The sequence below is a fragment of the Aggregatibacter segnis genome (genome assembly GCF_003130075.1).
Lineage (GTDB): Bacteria > Pseudomonadota > Gammaproteobacteria > Enterobacterales > Pasteurellaceae > Aggregatibacter > Aggregatibacter segnis_A.
In genome coordinates this window covers 126,217-150,043 of the sequence record NZ_NRCW01000003.1, presented here as the reverse complement: position 1 = coordinate 150,043, position 23,827 = coordinate 126,217, and the positions used below count along the sequence as shown (strand labels likewise).

General features: G+C 42.8%; 24 protein-coding genes. 7 read left to right on the top strand and 17 right to left on the bottom strand.

Annotation, left to right across the window (positions count from 1 at the left end; all coding sequences use genetic code 11):
- Positions 1–81: 81 nt before the first annotated feature.
- The 5 genes from DK415_RS04625 to DK415_RS04605 form a co-directional block, all read right to left on the bottom strand.
- On the bottom strand, positions 82–846 hold the full coding sequence (locus tag DK415_RS04625; RefSeq protein WP_109432655.1) for an energy transducer TonB: 765 nt from the start codon (positions 844–846) through the stop codon (positions 82–84).
- Positions 847–856: 10 nt separating this feature from the next.
- Complete coding sequence (gene exbD, locus DK415_RS04620) at positions 857–1,321, bottom strand: TonB system transport protein ExbD (RefSeq protein ID WP_109432654.1); 465 nt, start codon at positions 1,319–1,321, stop codon at positions 857–859.
- 9 nt (positions 1,322–1,330) lie between these two features.
- Positions 1,331–1,795, bottom strand: a complete 465-nt coding sequence (exbB, locus tag DK415_RS04615) for a TonB-system energizer ExbB (RefSeq protein ID WP_109432653.1) — start codon at positions 1,793–1,795, stop codon at positions 1,331–1,333.
- Between the two features lie 179 nt (positions 1,796–1,974).
- Complete coding sequence (locus DK415_RS04610; RefSeq protein ID WP_109432652.1) at positions 1,975–3,237, bottom strand: HlyC/CorC family transporter; 1,263 nt, start codon at positions 3,235–3,237, stop codon at positions 1,975–1,977.
- Between the two features lie 75 nt (positions 3,238–3,312).
- Entirely contained in the window at positions 3,313–4,107 is a 795-nt protein-coding gene (locus DK415_RS04605; protein ID WP_048750000.1) for a cytochrome C assembly family protein, read from the bottom strand.
- A 152-nt stretch (positions 4,108–4,259) separates the two neighbouring features.
- Between DK415_RS04605 and ffh the strand changes: the two genes are divergently transcribed.
- A complete protein-coding gene (gene ffh / locus DK415_RS04600; protein WP_109432651.1) occupies positions 4,260–5,639 on the top strand; it encodes a signal recognition particle protein in 1,380 nt (459 codons plus the stop codon).
- Between the two features lie 124 nt (positions 5,640–5,763).
- On the opposite strand, the gene plsB is transcribed toward ffh, so the two are convergent.
- The gene (gene plsB, locus DK415_RS04595) at positions 5,764–8,205 is read right to left on the bottom strand and encodes a glycerol-3-phosphate 1-O-acyltransferase PlsB (RefSeq protein WP_109432650.1); all 2,442 of its coding nucleotides are present in this window, start codon (positions 8,203–8,205) and stop codon (positions 5,764–5,766) included.
- Positions 8,206–8,417: 212 nt separating this feature from the next.
- On the opposite strand from plsB, the gene lexA reads away from it, so the two are divergent.
- The 6 genes from lexA to dprA all read left to right on the top strand — a co-directional run bounded on the left by lexA (position 8,418) and on the right by dprA (position 11,921).
- Positions 8,418–9,041 (top strand): transcriptional repressor LexA, encoded by a 624-nt coding sequence (gene lexA, locus DK415_RS04590; protein WP_109432649.1) that lies wholly within the window; start codon positions 8,418–8,420, stop codon positions 9,039–9,041.
- Between the two features lie 151 nt (positions 9,042–9,192).
- Positions 9,193–9,570, top strand: a complete 378-nt coding sequence (gene rpsF / locus DK415_RS04585; RefSeq protein WP_005555822.1) for a 30S ribosomal protein S6 — start codon at positions 9,193–9,195, stop codon at positions 9,568–9,570.
- Positions 9,557–9,883 carry a primosomal replication protein N gene (gene priB, locus DK415_RS04580; protein WP_109432648.1) on the top strand — a complete coding sequence of 109 codons (327 nt, stop codon included), beginning with the start codon at positions 9,557–9,559 and terminating at the stop codon, positions 9,881–9,883. The genes rpsF and priB overlap by 14 nt, the downstream gene beginning before the upstream one ends.
- A 12-nt stretch (positions 9,884–9,895) precedes the next feature.
- Positions 9,896–10,126 carry a 30S ribosomal protein S18 gene (gene rpsR, locus DK415_RS04575; RefSeq protein ID WP_005541294.1) on the top strand — a complete coding sequence of 77 codons (231 nt, stop codon included), beginning with the start codon at positions 9,896–9,898 and terminating at the stop codon, positions 10,124–10,126.
- Between the two features lie 15 nt (positions 10,127–10,141).
- Positions 10,142–10,591 carry a 50S ribosomal protein L9 gene (gene rplI, locus DK415_RS04570; protein WP_109432647.1) on the top strand — a complete coding sequence of 150 codons (450 nt, stop codon included), beginning with the start codon at positions 10,142–10,144 and terminating at the stop codon, positions 10,589–10,591.
- 214 nt (positions 10,592–10,805) lie between these two features.
- Positions 10,806–11,921, top strand: coding sequence for a DNA-processing protein DprA (gene dprA / locus DK415_RS04565; RefSeq protein WP_109432646.1), 1,116 nt, complete (start codon positions 10,806–10,808; stop codon positions 11,919–11,921).
- 50 nt (positions 11,922–11,971) lie between these two features.
- Here dprA and DK415_RS09585 read toward each other — a convergent pair whose 3' ends face one another.
- From DK415_RS09585 to acrA, 11 genes are all read right to left on the bottom strand, one after another.
- On the bottom strand, positions 11,972–12,109 hold the full coding sequence (locus DK415_RS09585) for a zf-HC2 domain-containing protein (protein ID WP_462804184.1): 138 nt from the start codon (positions 12,107–12,109) through the stop codon (positions 11,972–11,974).
- Positions 12,110–12,141: 32 nt separating this feature from the next.
- Positions 12,142–12,732 carry a sigma-70 family RNA polymerase sigma factor gene (locus tag DK415_RS04560; protein WP_109432774.1) on the bottom strand — a complete coding sequence of 197 codons (591 nt, stop codon included), beginning with the start codon at positions 12,730–12,732 and terminating at the stop codon, positions 12,142–12,144.
- A 156-nt stretch (positions 12,733–12,888) separates the two neighbouring features.
- A complete protein-coding gene (locus tag DK415_RS04555) occupies positions 12,889–13,179 on the bottom strand; it encodes a hypothetical protein (protein ID WP_109432645.1) in 291 nt (96 codons plus the stop codon).
- A gap of 231 nt (positions 13,180–13,410) precedes the next feature.
- Complete coding sequence (locus tag DK415_RS04550) at positions 13,411–15,384, bottom strand: LTA synthase family protein (RefSeq protein WP_109432644.1); 1,974 nt, start codon at positions 15,382–15,384, stop codon at positions 13,411–13,413.
- Positions 15,385–15,453: 69 nt separating this feature from the next.
- Positions 15,454–16,113 (bottom strand): NAD(P)H-dependent oxidoreductase, encoded by a 660-nt coding sequence (locus tag DK415_RS04545; RefSeq protein WP_109432643.1) that lies wholly within the window; start codon positions 16,111–16,113, stop codon positions 15,454–15,456.
- A gap of 117 nt (positions 16,114–16,230) precedes the next feature.
- Positions 16,231–16,524, bottom strand: a complete 294-nt coding sequence (gene yggU, locus DK415_RS04540; protein WP_109432642.1) for a DUF167 family protein YggU — start codon at positions 16,522–16,524, stop codon at positions 16,231–16,233.
- Positions 16,525–16,550: 26 nt separating this feature from the next.
- On the bottom strand, positions 16,551–17,111 hold the full coding sequence (locus DK415_RS04535; protein ID WP_109432641.1) for a YggT family protein: 561 nt from the start codon (positions 17,109–17,111) through the stop codon (positions 16,551–16,553).
- Between the two features lie 15 nt (positions 17,112–17,126).
- Complete coding sequence (gene corA / locus DK415_RS04530) at positions 17,127–18,074, bottom strand: magnesium/cobalt transporter CorA (RefSeq protein ID WP_109432640.1); 948 nt, start codon at positions 18,072–18,074, stop codon at positions 17,127–17,129.
- 421 nt (positions 18,075–18,495) lie between these two features.
- A complete protein-coding gene (locus DK415_RS04525) occupies positions 18,496–19,296 on the bottom strand; it encodes a class I SAM-dependent methyltransferase (protein ID WP_109432639.1) in 801 nt (266 codons plus the stop codon).
- Between the two features lie 147 nt (positions 19,297–19,443).
- A complete protein-coding gene (gene acrB / locus DK415_RS04520; RefSeq protein WP_109432638.1) occupies positions 19,444–22,611 on the bottom strand; it encodes a multidrug efflux RND transporter permease subunit AcrB in 3,168 nt (1,055 codons plus the stop codon).
- Positions 22,612–22,624: 13 nt separating this feature from the next.
- Positions 22,625–23,815: a multidrug efflux RND transporter periplasmic adaptor subunit AcrA gene (gene acrA, locus DK415_RS04515; protein ID WP_109432637.1), complete on the bottom strand. Its 1,191-nt coding sequence runs from the start codon at positions 23,813–23,815 to the stop codon at positions 22,625–22,627.
- Positions 23,816–23,827 lie beyond the last annotated feature (12 nt).

Below are 23,827 nucleotides of genomic sequence, written 5' to 3'. Positions count from 1 at the left end.
TTTTCTGCATTAAGAGGCAATAAAAAGTGCGGTCAAAAATTTATTTATTTTTTGACCGCACTTTTATTTGTAAGAAAGAAATTATCTCAGATTGAAACTGATCGGCACCGTAATACTGGAAGAAACACCTGCAGGACGAGGGCCGATAGAACGAGCACTGCCCACAGCTTTTAATGCGGCGCTATCCAAATCCTCAACACCGGAGCTTTTCACTACACTAGCACCGCTGATACTACCATCGGCTGCAATTGAGAAGGACACGGTGACAACACCTTGTTTACGCATCATTTGTGCACGTGCCGGATAACGTTTATGTTTTTCAATCTCACGTCGAACGGCTGACAAATAAGCATCTCTCTCACTGCCGCCCACGCCATTACCAACCAAATTCGGATTGGTCGTATTTGCCGGACCGGTAGTGGTTGCCTTAGAGTTAACGGACGCATTGGATTCAACAGTTCGATCACCTACCACAGCATCTGTTTTTGGTTTCGGTTTATCCTTTGGCTTCTCTTTTGGCTTTTCTTTCGGTTTTTCTTTTGGTTTCTCTTTCGGCTTTTCAGGTTCTTTTGGTTTCTCAACCTTAGGTGGTTCCGGTTTTACTGTCGGATCTTCCACCATTTCCTGTTTTTCCGGCTCCGGTGCTTTTTCCACCACCGGTGGCGTATCGGCTTCTACCATTGCCATAAGCATTTCCATAGAAATACTGGTAGAAATTTCGCCGGTTGCGCTATTTGCCGTTGTATCTGTTTTCGTTAAATGGCTCCAAAACAACGTAAAGACAATAATGGCATGAATAACAACAGACAACAGGAAACTTAACAGCGAACGTTTGGCATTCTGCATTCAGACTCTCCTACTGCGCTGCCGATTTTGTTTCTGCATTGCCCGTTTGGGGAGCGGCAGGTGTTGCCGACGGAGCATCTGTCGATTTTGATTTTTCGCCGCCTTTAGTTGCCACAATCGCAACATCTTTAATCTCATTTTTTGCCAATAAATCAGTTACTGACACGAAATCTTGGAAAGTAGCACCCGCATCAATTTTCAAGGTTACTTTTTGCGATTTATCCCATGCGGCAATTTCTGTTTCTAACGATTCTAAGCTGGTCGGTTTGTCGTTAAAGAACACTTCCCCCTCAGCAGTCACCGTCAATAATTTCGCCAACTCACTGGATTTAAATGCCACAGAAGAACTGGCTTTCGGCACATTCACTTGGATTTTCCCTTGAGAAATGAAAGACGCCGTAATCAATACGATGGCAAGCAACACCAACATAATATCAATGAACGGGATAATGTTGATTTCATCAAACTTTTTCACGGTGATTCCTTATGCTTCGGTATCTTCTTTATTCTTTTGAGAATGTAATACTTTCCATTTCAAACGGTTAACTTCTACTTTACGACCTAAGGCGTTATAGAAAATCATGGAAGGAATTGCCACAAGAATCCCAAGTGCGGTCGCTTTTAGCGCTAAAGATAAGTGCATCATGATTTCGCCGGCATTGACATCACCGCCGGATTGACCAATTTGGTAGAACGTTAAAAGGATCCCAATTACCGTTCCCAATAACCCCACGTAAGGCGCATTCGCACCAACGGTGGAAATCACAGTAAGGTTGCGATTTAAATCAATTTCAAGAGCGTGAATCGTAGAATATTGGTTGACTTTAACACGAGATAAGAAGAAGAAACGCTCGATTACCATGGCGAGCATTAAGATGCTCATAAATAACAATAAACCGATGATGATGTAATCACTGTAATTGTGTAAAAATTCAAAAATTTGTGGCATTTGTTTTCCCTTAGACGAGGTGTTTAAAATATAAAAAGAAGGAGATAAATCACACTCTTTTTACAACTGATAATGAATCGCATTAATTATAAGAATCTTCCATCGTTTGTAAATTAAAATTTAGTAATAAAAAAAGCGATGAAGACACTTCATCGCTTTAATTTGATTTAAGTCAGATTTTAGAGCTTAACTACTTTAGCTTGTTTAATCATGTTGTCACTCACTTCCAAAATAGTCACACGCAATCCATTCACTTCACAGACGGTACCTTCTTCAGGAATTTCTTCCAAATGCTCCAAGATCAAACCGTTAAATGTACGCGCATCTTCGGTGTCCAAATTCCAATTAAACATTTTATTTAAATCGCGCAAATTGGCGGAACCTTCAATAATCATCGAACCATCAGATTGTTGTACAACTTCTTCATCAATTGTCGGTGCGTTAGATGTGGTGAAATCTCCCACGATTTCTTCCAAAATGTCTTCCAAGGTAACCAAACCTTTAATATCGCCGTATTCGTCCACCACTAAGCCGATACGCTCTTTTTTATTACGAAAATTGGCTAATTGGGTTTTTAGTGCGGTACCTTCAGGTATGAAATACACTTCATCGGCAGCACGAATCAACGTTTCTTTGGTAAATTCATTTTTTTCCAGCAACAAACGGAACGCTTCACGAACACGCAAAATACCGAGCACGTTTTCGTCCATACTGCCTTTATACAACACTACTCGGTTATGTGCCGCATGATTGAGCTGGCGCATGATAGATTTCCAGTCATCATCAATATCAATGCCGCCGATTTCATTGCGTGGCACCATGATGTCATCCACGGTGACCGTTTCCATATCCAAAATAGACAGCAACATTTGCGGATGTTGCTCATCCGGTGTGGCTTCCCCTGCTTCGGAAACGATGCTGCGCAATTCTTCGCGGCTAATGACTTGTTTTTTCAAATCCGGTTTTAAGCCCACCAAACGCATTAAAAATTTGGTGAACACATTCATCACCCAAACTAGCGGCGCAAAAAGTTTCAGTAATGGAGTTAATAAATGGCTGGACGTTAACCCTACTTTTTCTGGGTGCATAGCTGCCACGGTTTTGGGGAAAATTTCAGAGAAAATCAACATCACGAACGTTAATGCACCGGTGGCAATCGCCACACCGGCATCACCATATAATCGCATCCCAATCACGGTCGCAATCGCCGAGGCACTAATATTCACAAGGTTATTAAAGATAAGAATAAAACTCAGTAGTTTGTCCGGTTTAGCAAGCAACATCTCCGCTTTTTTTGCGCCTTTATTGCCCTGCTCTGCTAAAAAACGCAGGCGATATTTATTTAAAGAAAGCAAACCTGTTTCAGAGCCGGAAAAATAGGCAGAAAGGACTAAACAGGCAATTAAAATGATAAATAACGTACTAAGGGGAATACTGTCCAAAGTGAAATCCTTACATTGACTTAAAAATAAAAAAGGCGGGAAAAACTCACCGCACTTTTTTCTCATTTACTGATATTACACAATCAGACGACTACCGAAATAAGCAATCGTGAGCAAAATCATACCTGAAATTGCATAAATAATCATCTTTTTTCCACGCCAGCGGTAGTGCTTATAGCCTAAAATCGCAATGCCGAATACAATCCAGCCGAATAACGAAAATAAACCTTTATGAATATTATCCGGCGTCATAGCGTTAACCAAATGAAAGGTGCCGGAGATGAGGGTGAATGTCATCAATACTTCGCCACTGACCAATAAACGGAAAAAATGACGCTCTACTGTCATAAGCGGCGGTACCATTGGTGAAAAAGTCATCTTCTTGCTTTTCAATCGGCGATCAAGCCAGACCAACTGAATCGCATACAAGGTCGCGATACAGCACACGGCATAAGCAAAAATCGATAAGCCAATATGAAAAAGCATAGACGTATTTTGGTTCAATAATTGAATAATGTGGCTTGGAAGAAAAGTGGCATAAATCAAATTAATAATGGAAAAACAATAAACAATCGGTAACACAAACCACATGGTGTTGACGCGCAACATGGCTAACGTGGCAAGTATGGCTATCATGACACTCATCAATGAAGCCACTTCCATAATACTGAAATTCTGCCCTTCCGCTAAGTTTCCCAATAGTGGGAAAGTGCTAATAAGGTGAAAAACCACCGCCAAAAGTGCGGTCAAAAAAAACTGTGTTTTTTTAGTTTTAACATCGGCTCCCGCCACTTGCGAGGTTAATAAAATGGGAGCAATGCGTAACACACTGATGAGGTAAAAAAGAATTGATAAAACAGCAAACCACATAATTATTCTTCCTTTGTTTTGTTGGCGTTTTATTCTAACGAGATCAAGCTAAAATCGCCACGACTTTATTTGACGTGAAAATGCGCGGAATTTCAGTATAATGAACGGCATTTTACCGATGATACCTTTCCGATTTAACCACAGGAAATATTATGTTTGAGAATTTATCCGATCGTCTTTCCAAAACCTTACGCAATATTAGCGGTCGAGGTCGTTTAACCGAAGATAACATTAAAGAAACTTTGCGCGAAGTGCGCATGGCATTGTTAGAAGCCGATGTGGCGTTGCCGGTCGTACGCGATTTTATTAAAAATGTAAAAGAACGTGCCATTGGGGTGGAAGTCAATAAAAGCCTTACACCGGGACAAGAATTCGTCAAAATTGTCCAAGTCGAATTAGAAGCGGCGATGGGTGAAGCCAACGAAAGTTTAAATCTTGCCACCCAACCACCTGCCGTGATTTTAATGGCGGGTTTACAAGGGGCAGGGAAAACCACCAGCGTGGGTAAACTGGCCAAATTTCTGCGTGAACGTCATAAGAAAAAAGTGCTTGTTGTTTCTGCCGACGTCTATCGTCCGGCGGCGATCAAACAATTAGAAACCCTCGCACAAGGGGTTAATGTCGATTTCTTCCCGTCAGATGTGAAACAAAAGCCGGTAGATATTGCGAAAGCCGCGTTGGCAGACGCGAAATTAAAATTCTACGATGTGCTGATCGTGGATACCGCCGGTCGTTTGCACGTTGATAGTGAAATGATGGATGAAATCAAGCAGATTCACGCAGTGTTAAATCCAATTGAAACACTCTTCACCGTGGATGCTATGACCGGTCAAGATGCCGCGAATACGGCAAAAGCCTTTAATGAAGCCTTACCGCTTACCGGTGTCATTCTCACCAAAGTGGATGGCGATGCTCGTGGCGGTGCCGCACTATCGATTCGTCAAATCACCGGCAAGCCGATTAAATTCCTCGGGGTGGGTGAAAAAACCGATGCATTAGAACCCTTCCATCCGGATCGTGTGGCGTCACGTATTCTTGGCATGGGTGATGTGCTTTCCTTAATTGAAGATTTAGAACGTTCCGTTGACCGTGAAAAAGCGGAAAAAATGGCGCAAAAATTCAAAAAGGGCGACGATTTCACCTTAGAAGATTTCCGCGAACAATTACGCGAAATGAAAAAAATGGGCGGCATGATGTCCATGTTGGAAAAATTACCGGGAGCTAAAAACCTGCCGGATCATGTGAAAAATCAGGTGGACGACAAAATGTTCAACAAACTCGAAGCCATCATCAATTCCATGACCTTAAAAGAACGCGCGAATCCGGACATCATCAAAGGTTCTCGCCGTCGTCGCATTGCTCTTGGTTCCGGCACGCAGGTGCAAGATGTAAACAAGCTACTCAAACAATTTGACGAAATGCAACGCATGATGAAGAAAATGCGTAAAGGCGGCATGGCAAAAATGATGCGTGGCATGCAAGGCTTAATGGGCGGCGGGCTCGGCGGATTAGGCGGGATGTTTAGACGTTAACTCAGACGCAAAGAAAAAGCCATCTAAAGGAAGATGGCTTTTTTATTAACAAATAATTTAAGAAACCAAAGTGCGGTCGAGAAAAATAACGTTTTTTATGACCGCACTTTTATTATTCTGTTTCTTAACTTTCGTTATGTTCTTTCTCTTCTACTTTTGTCACGGCACCATTAATGGTTAAGCAAATTTCCGTTGAAATCAGATGGGTTAGAATCTCTGCCAACACATGCAATTTTTCGGTATTTGCACTGCCGCTTTCATTGAAATAGCCTTGATCTTTTAAACTATTCGTAAAGGCGGAGAAAACCGCTTTATCAAAGAATTCAGGTGCATTAATGCCATGTAGGACAGACAACCGTTGTGCCACAGACTGACTTTCTTTTTCCAAATCTGCACGGGAAATCAATGGACTATTTTGCAGTAAATTCACTGTAATGTAATAGCGTTGTAAGATTTCACGTACACCGGCAGACCAAAGTTGCAACATCCGAATATTCGGCTTATTGATTGTCAGCATATTCTCACTGTGCTTAATAATATTTTGGCGTTGCAATTCGTTAATGATTTGCTCTACACGCTGTGCGATCTGATCTTCTTCCGTAAAATGCAAGAATAATTCGCTACGCAAGAACGGGTAAATCTTAAGCACGGCATCTAACACTAAATCCTTTTGAATACCTTCGTAATGCAACACAATACTTGCGACCAAGGATGGCAACACAAATAAGTGTTGAATGTTATTGCGGTAGTAGGTCATTAACACGGCTGAAGAATGTTCCAAACGGACAATTTCACCGAAGTTGTCTTTCTCCACCAAAATACCGACTCGATCCAGACTTAACACATGATCCAGCATAATTTCCGGTTTTTCAGCCGGAACAACAATATCGTCAGAATATGGTACGTTTTGCAATAATTGTTGATAACTGGAAAGTTGCTCTAACAATTGCTCACGAGAAAGTGCACGTTGACGGGAAGACAATAATGCCGTGCCGGTTAAGTTCATCGCATTCACTGCTGCGGCTTTATTAATGTTCACCATTACTTGATGAGAAACCGCATCGACAGCTTTGTTAAACCATTGCGGGCGATCTTCCGGTGGCTCTTTCCATTCCGGGAAGTTTTGATTTAAATAAGCATTTAACGTAATAGGCTCACCGAAATTCACATAGCCTTTGCCCAAATTACGTAATTTTTTAATCACACGTAATACCAAGCCGGCATTTTCTTTTTCTTTCGCCGCACCACGTAATTCTTTGGCGTAAGTGTCCACTTCTAAAACGTGTTCATATCCCACATACACCGGCACAACCGTAATCGGTCGACTCTGTTGTTGCTGTAATGCCTGTAATGTCATGGACATCATACCGGTTTTTGGTGCAAGTAAACGCCCCGTACGTGAACGCCCACCTTCAATAAAGTATTCCACCGCATACCCACGATGGAACAACTCCGACAAATATTCACGGAAAATCGTAGAATATAAGCGGTTACCTTTAAAGGTTCGACGAATGAAAAACGCCCCACCGCGGCGGAACATCCCCCCTACCGGCCAGAAATTAAGGTTAATCCCTGCGGCAATATGCGGTGTTACCAAACCTTGGTGATATAGCACGTAAGAAAGCAATAAATAGTCAATGTGGCTACGATGACAAGGCACATACACGATTTCATGGCCTTCTAACGCCAGTTTACGCACGCGATCCGCGTTCTCTACTTGAATGCCTTGATACAATTTATTCCACAACCAACGCAAGAAACGATCCGCCACACGTAAACTTTCATAGCTCACATTCGCCGCAATTTCATCCAGAATCTTTTCAGCTTCTTTATACGCTTTCTCTTTACTGATGTTCTTACTTTTCGCTTCGTCTTCGATTGCCGCTAAAATCACCGGCAGTTGCAATAATTTATTGAACATGGCTTGGCGATTTGGCAAGCGCGGACCGGTCGCCGAAATACGCTGTTTAGCAAAATGCATTTTGGCTACACGAGCTAATTTTTGTGCAATTTTCTGATCAAATCCATGTTCACGAGTCATATAACGTAAAGACACCGCTTGAGAGAAACGCACAAAGGTGTCACGTCCAAACCATAATGCCGCAATTGTTTTTTGTAACCCGTTTAACAAACGTAAGTTTGGCAAGCTCGTTTGATCTTCACGCCCCGGTGCTCTTCCCCATAAAACCGAAACGGGAATTAACTGCACGTCTAAATCCGGTGAAGTGCGGTGCAATTCCAAATATTTATTGAAAACAGTGATCGTTTCTTTTTTAGCCCCTTTCGATTTAAAAAAGCGGCGGCCTTCATCTAAAAAGACAAAGCGAGGTAATAAATTGCCATTAATTTCATTTTGTTCTAAAGGATCCGGCAAGCCCACGCTCAAACAGTTTTTACGGAAAATCACAAAATCGGTTTGTGATGTGTAAGGCAACACATAAACGATAGGTTGGGAAATATTTAGTTCTAGTTCTTCAATAGGATGATGAGGAATCGGATTATTTTTTACTAAAATCGACAATGGCAATTCAAGTAATTTCCGGTAAGCATTCAGAAAACCAGCCATAATAAATGTCCTTGTATAATTAACGTTATTTCACATACTTTGTGCAAAATTGGCGCTAGTTTAGCATAAAAACTTCATAGAATTAGTGACGAACAACACAATTCTAGGATAAGCCTCTGATTCGATTTATATTTCAACAAAAGAAAGGTTGCGCCCCAAGTTTTTCTGTATATAATACCAGTTACTTATGTATAAAATAACAGGGTGATTTTATGAAACCACTTACAGCTCGGCAACAGGAAGTTTATGATTTTCTGAAACACCATCTTGAAACAACCGGCATGCCACCAACTCGGGCGGAGATCTCTAAAGAATTGGGATTTCGCTCTCCAAATGCGGCTGAAGAACATTTAAAAGCATTGGCAAAGAAAGGCGTGATTGAAATTGTCTCCGGCACATCCCGTGGTATTCGCTTATTGCTTGAAGATAATGGGCAAGAAGAACCGGGATTACCGTTAATCGGGCGCGTAGCCGCGGGTGAACCGATTTTAGCGGAACAGCATATTGAAGGCACATATCATGTTGATCCGACTATGTTTAAACCACAAGCGGATTTTCTACTCAAAGTTTATGGTCAATCCATGAAAGACATCGGCATTTTGGACGGTGACTTATTAGCCGTCCACAGCACCAAGGACGTACGCAACGGACAAGTTGTCGTTGCCCGCATTGAAGACGAAGTCACGGTAAAACGTTTGGAGCGTAAAGGTTCGACGGTTTTTTTACATGCCGAGAACGAGGAATTTGCCCCGATTGTCGTGGATTTGACTCAACCGACGCAATTCGAAATTGAGGGCATCGCTGTTGGCATTATTCGTAATAATGCTTGGATGTAAAAACACCGGAAAAATCGACCGCACTTTTCTTGCAAAAACTGGCTTTCCGTGTATAATTTGCGCCCTCAGTCACATCCGAATTAGTTCCTTGCTTCCACAAGATTGGTGACTGGTCTTACGTTGGAGGCTGATTAACCCGTAAGGAGCAGTAATGCGTCACTACGAAATCGTGTTTATGGTTCATCCGGACCAAAGCGAGCAAGTACCGGGCATGATTGAACGTTACACCGGTTCTGTAAAAGAAGCCGGCGGTCAAATTCATCGCCTAGAAGATTGGGGTCGCCGTCAATTAGCATACCCAATTAACAAATTACATAAAGCACACTATGTGCTTATGAATGTAGAAGCGCCTCAACAAGTAATCGACGAGCTAGAAACGACTTTCCGTTATAACGATGCTGTATTGCGCAGCCTTGTTATTCACACTAAGCACGCCGTAACCGAAGCGTCCCCAATGGTTAAAGCAAAAGATGATCGTAAAGCTTTAACTGAAGTTGAATCCAACGATTTTGAGGATGCTGAAGAGTAATTTGAACATTGAAAACCGTTTATCCATTATTGGTATCGTTACCGGTAATCTTAGACGGCGCAAAAGCCCAAACGGAATCGAACATTGCCAATTTTTATTGGAACATCGTTCAAACCAAGTGGAAGCTAATTTAAGCAGACAAGCTTGGTGCAAAATTCCGGTTCAGGTAAGCGGCAATCAATTAGTAGAAAAAACTCAAGGCATTACGGTCGGCAACAAAGTCTTAATTCAAGGTTTTTTAACCACCCATCAGTTAAATAATGGGTCAACACAATTAGTCTTACATGCCGAGCAAATCGAATTTATAGATTAGGAGACCAGCCAAATGGCACGTTATTTCCGTCGTCGTAAGTTCTGCCGTTTCACAGCGGAAAATGTTGTTGAAATCGATTACAAAGATATCGCTACATTAAAGAACTACATTTCTGAAAGCGGCAAAATTGTACCAAGCCGCATTACCGGTACTCGTGCGAAGTACCAACGCCAATTAGCTCGCGCAATCAAACGCGCTCGTTATTTAGCGTTATTACCTTACTCTGACACGCATCATCACTAAGAAGGGGAAGGTCAAATGCAAGTAATTCTTTTAGATAAAATTGCACACTTAGGTAAAGTGGGCGATCAAGTAAATGTTAAATCCGGCTATGCACGTAACTTCTTAATCCCACAAGGTAAAGCAGTGATGGCAACCGCGGCTAACATTGAACACTTTGAAGCACGTCGTGCAGAATTAGAAGAAAAAGCAGCACAAGCATTAGCCGCTGCTGTTGACCGCGCAGCACGCTTAGAAGCATTAGGTTCTGTAACCATCGCGTCTAAAGCAGGTGACGAAGGTCGTTTATTCGGTTCTATCGGTACCCGTGACATCGCTGATGCAATCACTGCAAAAGGCGTTGCAGTGGCGAAAAGTGAAGTTCGTTTACCAAACGGTTTAATCCGTACTCTTGGTGAACATGAAGTAACTTTCCAATTCCATGGCGAAGTTTTCTCTCACTTGAACGTGATTATCGTTGCTGAATAATTCAGTGCGAAAAGAAAAACCCGGCTATCCTGCCGGGTTTTTTATTTGACACTAAAAAGTGCGGTAATAAAAAATAATATTTCTCCCCCACCTCTCCTAATTTTTATCCTCTTTCTTTTTAAATTACGATCCTGATCGCAAAACTTATTCCCTTTTTATCTTCCTTATTTCTGTTCTTCGTATAATTTTGCTTTAAAAAGAATCACAGAAGAACATGAATAACCATTTACCTCTTTTACTTCGCCTATTACAAATTCCGAAACTAGGCCCAACCTCAATTCAAAAAATACTTGATCAAGTAAATTTATCTGATTTACAAGATTACGATGTTACCGCATTCAAACATATAGGTTGGAATGCCCAACAAATCCAAGCCTGGTTCAATCCTGAAAAACGCTATATTGAACCGGCACTTTTATGGGGAGAAAAAGAAGGAAATCATATTCTTGATTATTATCATCCGGACTATCCTGAGCAATTAAAACAAATTGACAGCGCGCCACCGGTGTTATTCGTCAAAGGTGAAACATCCACCTTATCTCACCCACAGATTGCTATCGTTGGCAGTCGCCAATGTTCTAGTTATGGGGAATACTGGGCAAAGTATTTTGCCTCAGAACTAACCACCAACGGCTTCATCATAACCAGCGGACTTGCGTTAGGCATTGACGGATTTTGCCATCAAGCCGCTGTAGATTTGAGACAGCCGACTATCGCGGTATTAGGGAGTGGTTTGGAAGAGGTTTATCCGGCGAAACACCGTAAATTAGCACAACACATCATTGAGCAAGGTGGTGCGTTAGTTTCCGAGTTTTTTCCGTTGCAACCGCCTATCGCAGAAAACTTTCCTCGCCGTAATCGCATTATTAGCGGATTATCTCTCGCGACATTAATTATCGAAGCCACTGAACGCAGCGGATCTTTAATCACCGCTCGTTATGCACTGGAACAAAACCGAGAAATTTTTGCTCTACCCGGCAATATCCAAAGTCAATTTAGCCAAGGCTGCCATAAACTTATTAAACAAGGTGCGATGCTAGTAGAAAATGTAGAAGATATTTTAGAAAACCTTGCACCACAAATGGCATGGAAAGAACACCTGAAAAATAGACCGCACTTTTCTTCCCCAACGGCCGTTTCTCCGCAACAAGAGGAAAAGGTATCGCCTACTTATCCTGAACTTTATCAAGCGATTGGGTATACGCCAATCAGCATTGATTCCCTCTCTAGCACACTCAATTTGTCGGTGGAGCAACTTCTTATTCAGCTTTTAGAATTAGAACTTCAAGAACTGATTTACAGTGAAAACGGGTTATACCGCCGCACTTAATTTATCCCTCAAAAGACATCAAAATCCTCAGAATAAGAAACAATCGATGCTTATTGTTCAGAGAAATCACGCATTAACTTATGCATTTTTTTACAATTTTTAGCAAATGCGCGACAGTACGGACAAATAGCCAAATGCAGATACACCCGACCTTGTGTTAATAAGGACAGGGGTTTTTCTTGATGCATTGAGATAAATTTGGTGACTTGATTACATTTCATCATTTCTCTCCGGCGTTATCCGTATGATCAAACCAATGGCGGGACAAGCATGCTTGTAATTGTAAGCGGGCGCGGTATAGCAACACGTGCAAATTAGAGATGGATAAATCACATTCTTGGCAAATTTGTTCACTTTGCATATCAAAATATTCTCGCATCATAAAAACACGCGCTTGCTGTGCCGGCAGATGATCCAGGCATGCTTCAAAAATAATCCAAAACTCTTTTTTATATGCCTGTTCTTGAGGTTCTTCCCAAGTTGAGGGTAAAAATCGACTACGATCCCAGTGCCCTTCTTGATCAAAAAACGCATTCGGGTCATCGTCATCGCTCACCTCTGAAACCGTCACCACACGCTGCCGATACTTCAACAAATCAATAATCTGATTTTTCAAAATGGCAAAAAACCACGTTTTTAATGCTGCCACACCTTTAAATGACGCGGCATGCTGATACGCCTTTGTCAGGGCTTCTTGTACCACATCCTCCGCTAAATCCTTGTCACGCAACTGCAGCAGTGCAAATTTTAACATTTGCTCCCGAATCTCTTGTATTTGCTGAGATGAAATCAATTGAAAAGCCAACGGCATCGTTGAAGACATAAGAAAATCCGTTTTATCTGTATTTGCAGGCATTCATCATAATCCTACCTCTTTCACAAAGAAAGCCATACCGCAGAATTCATAGATATGAATGATATGCTTTGTAAAAAAGGCTTGTTTATCACAAGCCTTATCATTTAAAAGTTACATTTTTGGCTTCATTGCTTCAGCTTCTTTCATACCCTGTTCCATGTTATTTTCCATCATCTTTTTACCTTCTTTCATCTTTTTCTTCATATCGTGTTTCATCGATTTTCCCTCTTTCATCTTATCCATTTTATTATCCATCATCGGCTTGGCATCTTCCATGCTTTCCATTTTATGTTCCATTTGCTGTTCCATTGGTTGCATGCTTTTCATTTCAGCAGAAACTTGAAAAGCCATTGCCATGCCAAGCACACCGGCTAATGTTACGAATGATGTCATTTTTTTCATAAGAAACTCCTTTTAATCCTATTGAGATATGTTGAATTTTTTGATTAAGAAAAACTGTAAGAAAACTAACGCTTTCCTACATGCCGATTAGACGGAATTCGTCGACAATTTCTTACAAAAATTTTTATGAAAAAAGAGGTGATGGGAAGAGGAGGTGAGCTGCGATGACAGAAAACAAAAAAGTGCGGTCAAAATCCATCGTGAATTTCCACCGCACTTTTCCTCTTAAAATCAGCGCTTGCTTTCCGCCTGTTTAATTTCCGGCGTTGTGTATAAGCGGTGCTTATACAAATAGCTGCCCAACAGCGCGTGCGCCAAGGCTTCTTTGACCATGCTTTGCGGCACTTCCGCTTCCGTTAAGGTTTCGCTAACTTTGTCATAGCGATAAGTTTTGGCACCTACTTTCGGGAATTGAATCACCACATCATTGCCGCGCATAAGAGCCTGTACTTGGTCGTACTGCATAATAGCGCGGTTTGGATCGTTCGGTTTGGTGAGGTCATAACCGATCATCGGGTAATCGCCACTAATGCCAGCCAGAGAAAGTAACGTGGTCGGCATATCGAATTGGCTGACCAAACGGTTATCGCGACGCGGTGCGATGCCTTCGCCCAAAATCAATGCCGGAATGTGGAAATGCTTAATCGGCATCAAGCTGGCACCGGCCACACGAGAGTCGTGGTCGGCAATCACTAAGAAAATCGTGTCTTGCCAATAATTGGAGGCTTTCGCAAGTTTGAAGAAATGCCCAATCGCATAATCCGCATATTTTGCCGCGTTGTTGCGCGTGGCTTTCGGTTGTTCGTACAGATCGATTTTGCCATCCGGGAATTCAAACGGATCGTGGTTGCTGGAACTGAACACGAGGCTAAAGAACGGTTTGCCTTCTTTGTGTAATTGGGTAAAGGTCTCATTGGCTTTGGTGAACAAGTCTTCATCGCTCACCCCCCAAGTCCCGGTGAAGCTTGGGTTTTGATAATCCATTTGGTCGATAATACGTTTAAAACCATTACCGTAGAAAAAGCCCGCCATGTTATCAAAATGCTTTTCCCCGCCGTAAATAAAGGACGTATCATACCCCCGTTGGCTTAAGATTTGTGCCAAGGTAAAGAAACCATTTTGACTGTTATTCAATTTCACAACTGCACGTGCCGGTGTCGGGGTAAAACCCGCGGTAACAGCTTCAATACCACGCACGGAACGGGTACCGGTAGCATATAAATTATCAAACAACCAGCCTTGCTGTGCCAACTTGTCAAATTCGGGCGACAATGGCAAACCGCCTAGCGTACCGATAAATTGCGCACCGAGGCTTTCCTCCAATACAATCACGATATTTTTCGGTTTGCCTTGGTGAGTGGCTTGGTTATGAGTCAAGGTTGGAATTTCCTTGGAAAGATAAGCCTCTGCCGGACGGCTTCCGCTGTTTTTCACAATGGAAAGCATTTCGTCCACCTCCATTTTGCCGTAGGCTTCGGAAGAGGTACCTTCGTCTTTAAATTGTTGTGCAGCATAAATCACGGAATAGCCTGAGTTCAGCACCAAAGAATTCACCATAGCATCAGAAGAAAACGCCACCATGGCCGGGTTAATCCCGCGGTGTTGAAAACTGGAACGCGCACCAAGAAAACTCAAGGCAATCACCAACAACGCGACCACAGGCCGCCACGTCCAACGCATTGGCGTGATATTGCGCACCGCCCAACCGGCCAGTTTCCAATACACCACTGCAGCAATAAGGGTAAAAACAAGGCTAAAAATGACCGCACTTAGATGCCCTTCCATCAACATGGAGAACACTTCTTTCGGGTAAATTAAATATTCGATGAACAAACGATTCGGACGATAATCATAGGTTTCAATAAACGCCGGTGTGGCCAGTTCCATAAACACGATAAACACACTGCCGGCCGTCAACCAGAGACGCAAAATACGCTGCCAAATGCGCCCTAACGCGTTTTGATGATATAGCAACACGGTCAATAACGCCGGCACGCCGAATAAATAACACAAAGACACCACATCCATGCGTAGGCCTTGCAAGAACAATTCGCCCCAACCGTTGACTGCACTGACCCTTTCCTGTTGCCATAAAGATAAGCCGAGGCGAGACAGCGTAAATACGATGAGATTAATCAAAGAAAAGAAAAAAATCGGAAAGAGCAACGAACGAGGTCTGCCTTTCGTAAATAAATATCGTGACATGTTAGTCTCCAAAACATAAAAAATCCGCTCTTTTAAGCCATGAAAGCAAAGAGCGGATTTAAGAAAAAATTATTCGATCCAATGAACAATCTCATTGAGTGGCTTGCGGGATTTTGGACGAATGTCTTTAGCACGATAGCCGAAAGTGACTGCCACAGACACCGCATATTTTTCCGCATCATACGCACCGGTTTGCGCCAAAATGCGGTTGACTTCCGCATAATTGAAACCTTCAATCGGGCAACTGTCGATACCGATTAAAGCAGCCCCCGTCATCATATTAGCCAAAGCGATATAGGTTTGTTTGCTCGCCCAATCGAATAAAGTGCGGTCGTTTTCCAACACTTTTATGTCATTTTTTTGGAATGTTTCGTATTTTGCGACAGCTTGTTGTAGTTGCTCTTCATTTAGGCCACGGCGCAACAAATTCTGACGAAAATCGTCCGAATCGTAACGAGCTTTTTTATTTGCCAAAATGACGACCACATGACTGGCATCATCTAACTGTGTTGCCATCCCCCAGCTCACCGGTTTTAACGCTTGGCGTAACTCAGGGTTCTGAATGACTAAAAATTGCCACGGTTCAGAACCGACAGAACTCGGCGATAAGCGACCAAGTTCTAAAATATAGTCAAAATCTTCTTTGCTGATTTTACGAGCAGGATCGTAATAACGCGTTGCGCAGCGAAAATGGAAGGCATCTAATACTTGTTGTTTAGTGATGCTCATAAATGTCTCCTTTACAATAACATAATGAGAAATAAGAATAAGTTGCAATTTGCTTGCTCATTCTCCGCTTATTTTGATATTTGTCCAGTAAAAAACATATGGATTTTGACCGCACTTTTACACGGTTAAATAAGCTTCAATTTGTGGCGGAATCGTTTTAGGGCAAGGGATGAGTACCTGTTTATGTCGATTAAGCTCCCCTTTTTCCAACACAATGCTACTTTTGGGCACTTTAAAGAGTTTACTGAGGAATTTGAGTAAATGGGCGTTGGCTTGCCCATCTACAGGAGGTGCGGTAATGCTGATTTTTAATTCATCATCATGCAAACCGACAATCTGATCTTTGGCGGCTTTGGGTTGTAAAAAGATTCTAAGGCGCAAATCATCGCCGCTTCGTTCTACTGCCGCCATACTGAGATTCCTAAAATGCCATTAGCTTAAAACGCTGCGACAGCCCAAAGACCACCGAAGATGTCGTAGAGTACACGATTGAGTAAATACAAGATAAAAACTACCACCATTGGTGAAAAATCAATCATACCGGTATTAGGTAGAATTTTACGGATGGGACGAAGCACAGGCTCATTTAATTGGTACAACAAATATTGTGTTTGACCTGCAGCCCGATTAAACCAGCTTAAAATAGCCCCCACTAACAACACGTAGAAAATAGCCTCACCAATGCTGTGTACCACACTTAATACACCAATCACGGAATATTCAAATAAGGAAGCGCCTGCAATAGTGCCAAAAAAGTTTAATAAAGGAAATTTTACCCATCCCAAAATCAAACATGCCAATAATGCAGCAATATTCACACCTTTCACTGTTGGCGCGAACTGACTGAGTGGCGCGACAACAGGTTGTGTCGCTTTCACTAAAGCTTGTGATAAAGGATTATAAAAATCCACGCGCGCCAGCTGGAACCAAACACGTAAGATTAAAATAAAGCTATAAACGCTGATCACAGTCGCAATCAAAAATTGAATTGAATTCATGCTGTTTCCTTAAAATTATAACCAGCCTTTGCGTTTGAAATACCAATAGGGTGCAAACGCTGCCAACGCCATTAACCCCAACGCCATCGGATAGCCGAATTTAAACCCAAGTTCCGGCATGTCGTTGAAGTTCATGCCGTAGTTAGACGCTACCAACGTTGGAGGGAGGAAAATCACCGACACAACGGAGAAGATCTTGATAATACGGTTCTGCTCAATATTAATGAAACCCATCGCAGCTTGAAGCAAGAAGTTCACTTTTTGGAACAGGGATTCATTATGCGGTTGCAAAGATTCAATGTCTCGTAAAATTTCACGTGCCTGTTCTAACTGATTAGCCGGCAAGCGGGTTTTACGCACCAAGAAACTAAGGGCGCGTTGCGTATCCATCAAACACAAACGCACTTTGGAACTGGTATCTTCTTGCTCTGTTAAGGTTGCCAAGGCTTCATCAAAAGCTTCTCCTTGGGTTCCATTTAACACCACGCGGCTTAATTTTTCCAAATCCGCATACACGTTTTCAATCACATCAGCCAGTTGCTCGATTTTTGTCTCAAATAAATCCAATAATAATTCATAGGAGTTACATTCGATTAAACGCTGATTACGAGAACGCATACGATATAAACGGAACGCCGGTAATTCACGGTCACGCAAGGTAAACAAACGCCCATCACGAATGGTGAACGCCACGCTGGCTAAATCCGCATAGTCATTTTCATCTTCACAATAAAAGAAGGAGTGCAAGTGTAAACCGTCTTCGTCTTCAAAAAAACGCGCGGATGCTTCGATGTCTTCCAACTCAAGGAAAGAGGCTAAACTCTGCCCTAGATTTTCTTGCAAGGTCTCACGTTCTTCAATGGTTGGTTCAATTAAATCAAGCCAAATCGCGGTATTTAACGGCTCGGCGGATTCATCAATACGAACCAAGCGAGCGTCCTCAAGGGCAAAAGCATTTATCATTTTGTCATACTCCCGTATTGGACTATGCACATGGCAGTGAACGGTAACAAACGAAAGGTATATTACAGGCAATCAGGATCAAAAGTGCGGTCGTTTTTAGACGCGTTTTTTTTACGACAAATAAAGAAAGCTGTAATGAAAGAATATGTTGCAAATTTCGTTTGACGAAAAGATGCCGAAAAAGAGAAAGGTAAAAGAAACTTACCAACGAAACCATCGCCGATAAGTGAGAAAGGCGATAGTTACAGTGAAAACTCCGTTCGGTATCGACTGTGACTGTCCAAAGTGTGTGTCCTCATGTTACTAAATCGCGCGCAATGTTACGCCTGAAAGCCTGATTCGTCAAGGCGAAGGCGAAAAAATCCCCTTCGCCGAATAACCTGTTAAAGTATAAAAAACACCTCAAAATTGCACCGCACTTTTAAGCCACATTCCACCAAATTAACGCCCATTTGCGTTGCCCGTGTTCGATGGCTTCGTTGTTCTGTTGTTTTTGACGATAAAATGCGGATAAACCTTGCTTCTCTTTGTCGTTCAACGGACCAAGTGAAAATTCCACCGAATTCAGCAAATCTTCATAGGTTTCGCCCATAAAACGGCCGGATTCCGTTTCAATGAAACTGAGGTTGGCTTGAATGCCTTTTTGGTAAAGCCGATTGAGCAGGTAAATATAGGTCGGGAAACCAATATCATCACGCCCGATGGCGGAAAATACGCCTTCATCTAAGAAGTGGTGCTGCGTTACAGAAGTGAGATACACCCGTTTTTTCGCTTTAGCGCAAAGTTTCTCGATCATGTCGTCTAAATCATCCACTAAGGTAGAACGCGATGCCAAAATCACATCCACTTGCGGCACATCGTCCCAATTCTCCGACCAAGAACGACGAATCAGATTTAAATTTTCCAGTTGCAATTTTTGTTTATATTCTGCCAACACATCCAACATTCCTGTGCTGTAATCTAAGGCGTACACCTGACTGCCTTGCTGTGCCAAAGGAATGGCAAAGGTGCCCGGGCCACAACCGATATCGAGAACGCTTTCGTCAGGCTGTACCTGCATGGCTTCCAGTAATTGTTGGTTATAACGGCTGGCTTTCCCCACCAGATTTTCCGCCATTTTGACGGCTTTCTTGTCCCATTTTTCAGATGGCAAATTGTAATGGTTGCAAGCAATAAGATGCTGTTTGTAGAGAGCGTTAAAATCAATATCGTAGAAAGTCATTGTATTTTCCTAAAGTGTGGTGGATTTTGGTGATAGATTTTACTGCATTGCTATATTCTTTGAAATATAACGCATGCAAGATTTAACGCAAAAAGAAACCGCACTTTGATTGCTCAACAGTGCGGTTTGTTTTACAGATGATGTGAATTAGTGATTAATCTCACCTTCAATCGGTTTGATATTTTCATCAAATTCCGGGAGCGGTTTATGTTCACTTGCCACGTAAGAATAAATCACCGGCAATACGAACAGGGTAAACAACGTACCAACCGCCAAGCCTGAAACGATCACAATCCCTATACTGAAACGGGAGACTGCACCGGCACCGGTCGCATAAAGCAATGGAACCAAGCCGGCAATCATCGCCGCAGTGGTCATCAGAATTGGACGTAAACGTATTTTGGCTGCTTCAGTGATAGCTTCAATACGGTTTTTACCATGATTTAGTTGCTCTTCTTTTGCCACTTCGCACATCAAAATACCGTGCTTAGTGATTAATCCGACTAATGTAATTAAGCCAACTTGGGAATAAATATTTAGAGTGGAACCTTCTCCGGAAATTTTTCCTGATAACTCACTAAAATAAGATATCCCTGTAACATGACTTAACATACCTAACAGCCCCTGAATAGCTCCTGGAGTATTTAAAGCTAATAATGCCCCACTGATCGCCAACGGTACGGAAATCATGATCACCATTGGGTCACGAATGGACTCAAACTGAATCGCCAACACCAAGAAAATAATAATGACCGCCAACACGAATGTGACCGCTAACGCATTACCTTCTTGTACTAACTGACGGGCTTCGCCTTTGAAGTCATAGTTGTAGCCTTGTGGTAACAATTCTTTTGAACTGTCTTCAAGCCATTGAATCGCATCTCCAATGGAAGAACCCGGCATCGGCACCGCGCTGATCACCGCTGAGTTCAGCTGGCTGAAACGCGGCAAAGAGCTTGGTTGCGGTTCTAATGACACGCTGATCAAACTGCTTAACGGAACTGATTCACCATTCGCAGCCGACACATAATAGTTATTCCAGCTTTGCGGGGATAAGCGATTATCACGTTTTACTTGGGAAATAATCTTATAAGCACGACCATCAATATCCACACGTTCAACGGTAGCGGCAGATAAGAAGCTGCCCAGCGTAGCACTGATTTGTTTCATCGTAATGCCGTAAGTACCCGCTTTTTCACGGTCAATTTTGATGTGCATTTGTGCCGTGTCGAATTTCAAGTCTAAGCTTGAGTAAACGAACTTGCCGGATTTCTGCATCGCTTCTAAGAATTTGCCTGCCACATTCGCCAAATCCGAATAATCTTGAGAAGTACTGATCACAAAGCCGATTGGAGGTCCTTGCTCCCCGGTCTCAATTTCAGGGAAAGCGAAACCACTAACAGATACTTCCGGAATACCTTTGGCTTTGGTGTTCAATTCTGCCAAAACCTGTGCCTGACTTCTGGAACGATCTTTCCAGTCTTTTAACGTCACTACGTTCAAAGATTGGTTGGTGCTTGGCACGCCGGAAATGGTCATCGCAAATTGCACTTCATCCGTATCCGTTAAGATTTTTTGATACGGTGCCATGGCCGCTTGTACATAATCTACGTTTACATTGGACGGTGCCGAACCAATCGCCAAGAATGCGCCTTTATCTTCCGTCGGCGTCAATTCACTGGAAAGGGATTTGAACATAATCGGCAAGGTCGCAAAAATAATGGCGGCGAAAAATACCATGCATTTACGATTTGCCATCACCAAATCCAAGACATAAGCGTAAGCGTTGTTCACTTTGGTTAAAGTGCGGTTAACACGCTCTTCCAATTTGCTTGGTGCTGAATGATCTTTAAGTAATTTACTGGTCATCATCGGAGAAAGCGTCAACGCCACGATACCGGAAATAAATACCGCACCGGCAAGGGTTAAAGCGAACTCTTTAAACAATGTTCCGGTAATGCCACCCATTAACGCCATCGGGGAATATACTGCAATCAACGCAATCGTCATGGAAATAACCGGCACCGCAATTTCGCGCGTACCGATAATTGCCGCACGGAATGGCGTTTCACCCAGCTTAATATGACGGTCAACGTTTTCTAGCACCACAATGGCATCATCCACCACCAAACCGATCGCTAAAATTAAAGCCAGCAATGTCATCAAGTTGATGGAGAAATCCAAGGTTTGTAGCATCATGATCACCCCAATAAGGGAAATCGGAATGGTAATAACCGGAATCAAAATCGCACGGAAGGAACCAATAAACATGGTGATCACCACCAATACGATAAGCGTTGCTTCAATGATGGTTTTTACCACTTCTTCAATGGAGTTGTTAATGGCAACAGTGCGGTCATATAAAATGTCTGTTTGAATGGCATCCGGCAAATTATTTTTAATGCTTTCATACAGCGGCAGGATTTTTTCCGCCACCGTTAACGGGTTCGCCGAAGACGTCGGGTTCACCGCCAACACCACGGAATCAGAACCATTTGCCACCGCACGGGCATTATCGCTGGATTTATTCAATTCAATATCTGCAATATCGCGTAAACGGACAAGTTTATCGCCATTGGAATACACAATCAGTTTGCTTAACTCATCAACGGATTTTGTGGTGGTATCCACTTTATTTTTGTACACCACATAAAAACCGTTGTCGTTACCCGCAGCCGTTTGCACGTTGTTTGCCGATAAGGCAGACATCACTTGCGTGGCAGAAAGGTTTTGTGCCGCCATTTTTTGTGGATCCAACCAAATGCGCAGAGCATATTCAGATGCACCAAAAATATCCACGCTGGCAACCCCTTCCACGGTAAAGAACTGCGGTTTCACCACACGTTGAATATAGTCCGTCACTTGGCTGGCATCTAACTTATTGGAACGGAAACTAATATACATAATGCCCGAACCACCGGTAGAAGAAGTCACCGTCGGATCTTCAATCCCGCTTGGCAACTCTGAACGCACGGAATTCACCTTCGCCAACACATCGGCAAGCGCCGCATTCGGGTCGGTATTTAATTTCATTTTCACCGTGATCGAAGAACTGCTCGGTCTACTGGAAGAAGACATATAGTCCACGTTATCCGCCTGCGCGACCGCTTCTTCAATTTTCGAGGTCACAAACGCCTGAATCAAGTTCGCATCTGCGCCGGGATATGCCGTTGTCACGGTGATCACCGTGGTTGTCATTTTAGGATATTCACGCACTGCCAGTTTGGAAATCGCCTGTAATCCCAAAATAATGATTAACAGACTAATCGAAACCGCAAGCACCGGGCGACGAATAAATATATCGGTAAATTTCATTCGTATTTCCTAATTAAAGATTGGTTTTCGATGCAGGTTGTGTGGTGCCTACGCCTTCTTTATCCGCCACAAGCACTAACGCACCGTTACTTAAATTTTGCTGACCGCCGGTAATAATTTTATCGCCGATTTTCACTTCATCGCCTTTTAACTGAGCATAGATACCTTGGCGATCCTTTGTAAACACGGTGATTTGGTTAGCACGATACATTTTGTTTACATCACCCTGTTTCGCAAATTTCTCTTTTTCCTCATCAGAAAGTGCGGTCAAAATATAAAGCGATTCGCCATACATGTTGTAACTCACCGCCACTTGCGGCACCACGATTTGCTCGTATTCTGTTGCCAATGCCACGTTTAAACGGGTGAACATGCCGGATAACAGTTTTGCGCCATCTTCCGGCTCAAAGGTCGCTTGCACATCAATCAAACCGGTGGATGAATTAATTGCCGGCTCAATTGCCGTGACGCGTGCAGCAAAGGTTTCGCCTAAACGCGCATCTGCCGTAGCAGTGACTTTTTGACCGATACGCAATTCATCCAATAAATTCTGCGCAATGGAGAAATCCACTTTCATGGAACTGCGATCTTCCACACGCACGATTTCTGTGCCATTCGATACATACTGACCTACATTGACTTTCACGATACCGGCTTTGCCATCAAACGGGGCAACAATTTGGCGACGAGCAATAGTCGCTTTTAAGGATTCCACGTTAGCCGCTTGCGCATCGTAGGCGGCTTTTGCGTTATCCAATTCTTGATGGGAAACACCACCGCTCTTCGCCAAATTCGCATAGCGTTGGTAGGTTTGACGCAAAGAAATCACTTGCGCTTCCGCCGCTTGTAAGCTCGCACGTTCCACCGAACTGTCTAATTCCACCAACAAATCGCCTTTTTTCACGCTTTGTCCGTTAGTGACTAACACTTTTGAAATCGTCCCCGCACTTTGTGCACTCAGCATCGCCCCTTGATTTGGACGAACCAAACCGGTTGTCTCAATCACCGGCGTCCATTGTTGAGCAGAAATAGTCATCGCCGTTACCGGAACAGCCCTTTCACCTTGATTAGCAAGATACTCAGCAATGCCTTTTGATTTCATATAATTCATTACAATCATTGCAATGAAAATGAGGACAAAAATACCCAAAGTCATTTTTAGCAAAAAAGCATGCGAACGCTTTGGTTTGATGGTTTCGGTCATACAAACTCCGTA

Bases quoted from the DNA above. Each gene is read 5' to 3' on its own strand.
- DK415_RS04625 (WP_109432655.1), bottom strand. From the start codon at position 846: ATGCAGAATGCCAAACGTTCGCTGTTAAGTTTCCTGTTGTCTGTTGTT.
- exbB (WP_109432653.1), bottom strand. From the start codon at position 1,795: ATGCCACAAATTTTTGAATTTTTACACAATTACAGTGATTACATCATC.
- DK415_RS04605 (WP_048750000.1), bottom strand. From the start codon at position 4,107: ATGTGGTTTGCTGTTTTATCAATTCTTTTTTACCTCATCAGTGTGTTA.
- ffh (WP_109432651.1), top strand. From the start codon at position 4,260: ATGTTTGAGAATTTATCCGATCGTCTTTCCAAAACCTTACGCAATATT.
- plsB (WP_109432650.1), bottom strand. From the start codon at position 8,205: ATGGCTGGTTTTCTGAATGCTTACCGGAAATTACTTGAATTGCCATTG.
- lexA (WP_109432649.1), top strand. From the start codon at position 8,418: ATGAAACCACTTACAGCTCGGCAACAGGAAGTTTATGATTTTCTGAAA.
- rpsF (WP_005555822.1), top strand. From the start codon at position 9,193: ATGCGTCACTACGAAATCGTGTTTATGGTTCATCCGGACCAAAGCGAG.
- priB (WP_109432648.1), top strand. From the start codon at position 9,557: ATGCTGAAGAGTAATTTGAACATTGAAAACCGTTTATCCATTATTGGT.
- rpsR (WP_005541294.1), top strand. From the start codon at position 9,896: ATGGCACGTTATTTCCGTCGTCGTAAGTTCTGCCGTTTCACAGCGGAA.
- rplI (WP_109432647.1), top strand. From the start codon at position 10,142: ATGCAAGTAATTCTTTTAGATAAAATTGCACACTTAGGTAAAGTGGGC.
- dprA (WP_109432646.1), top strand. From the start codon at position 10,806: ATGAATAACCATTTACCTCTTTTACTTCGCCTATTACAAATTCCGAAA.
- DK415_RS09585 (WP_462804184.1), bottom strand. From the start codon at position 12,109: ATGCATCAAGAAAAACCCCTGTCCTTATTAACACAAGGTCGGGTGTAT.
- DK415_RS04560 (WP_109432774.1), bottom strand. From the start codon at position 12,732: ATGCCGTTGGCTTTTCAATTGATTTCATCTCAGCAAATACAAGAGATT.
- DK415_RS04555 (WP_109432645.1), bottom strand. From the start codon at position 13,179: ATGAAAAAAATGACATCATTCGTAACATTAGCCGGTGTGCTTGGCATG.
- DK415_RS04550 (WP_109432644.1), bottom strand. From the start codon at position 15,384: ATGTCACGATATTTATTTACGAAAGGCAGACCTCGTTCGTTGCTCTTT.
- DK415_RS04545 (WP_109432643.1), bottom strand. From the start codon at position 16,113: ATGAGCATCACTAAACAACAAGTATTAGATGCCTTCCATTTTCGCTGC.
- yggU (WP_109432642.1), bottom strand. From the start codon at position 16,524: ATGGCGGCAGTAGAACGAAGCGGCGATGATTTGCGCCTTAGAATCTTT.
- DK415_RS04535 (WP_109432641.1), bottom strand. From the start codon at position 17,111: ATGAATTCAATTCAATTTTTGATTGCGACTGTGATCAGCGTTTATAGC.
- corA (WP_109432640.1), bottom strand. From the start codon at position 18,074: ATGATAAATGCTTTTGCCCTTGAGGACGCTCGCTTGGTTCGTATTGAT.
- DK415_RS04525 (WP_109432639.1), bottom strand. From the start codon at position 19,296: ATGACTTTCTACGATATTGATTTTAACGCTCTCTACAAACAGCATCTT.
- acrB (WP_109432638.1), bottom strand. From the start codon at position 22,611: ATGAAATTTACCGATATATTTATTCGTCGCCCGGTGCTTGCGGTTTCG.
- acrA (WP_109432637.1), bottom strand. From the start codon at position 23,815: ATGACCGAAACCATCAAACCAAAGCGTTCGCATGCTTTTTTGCTAAAA.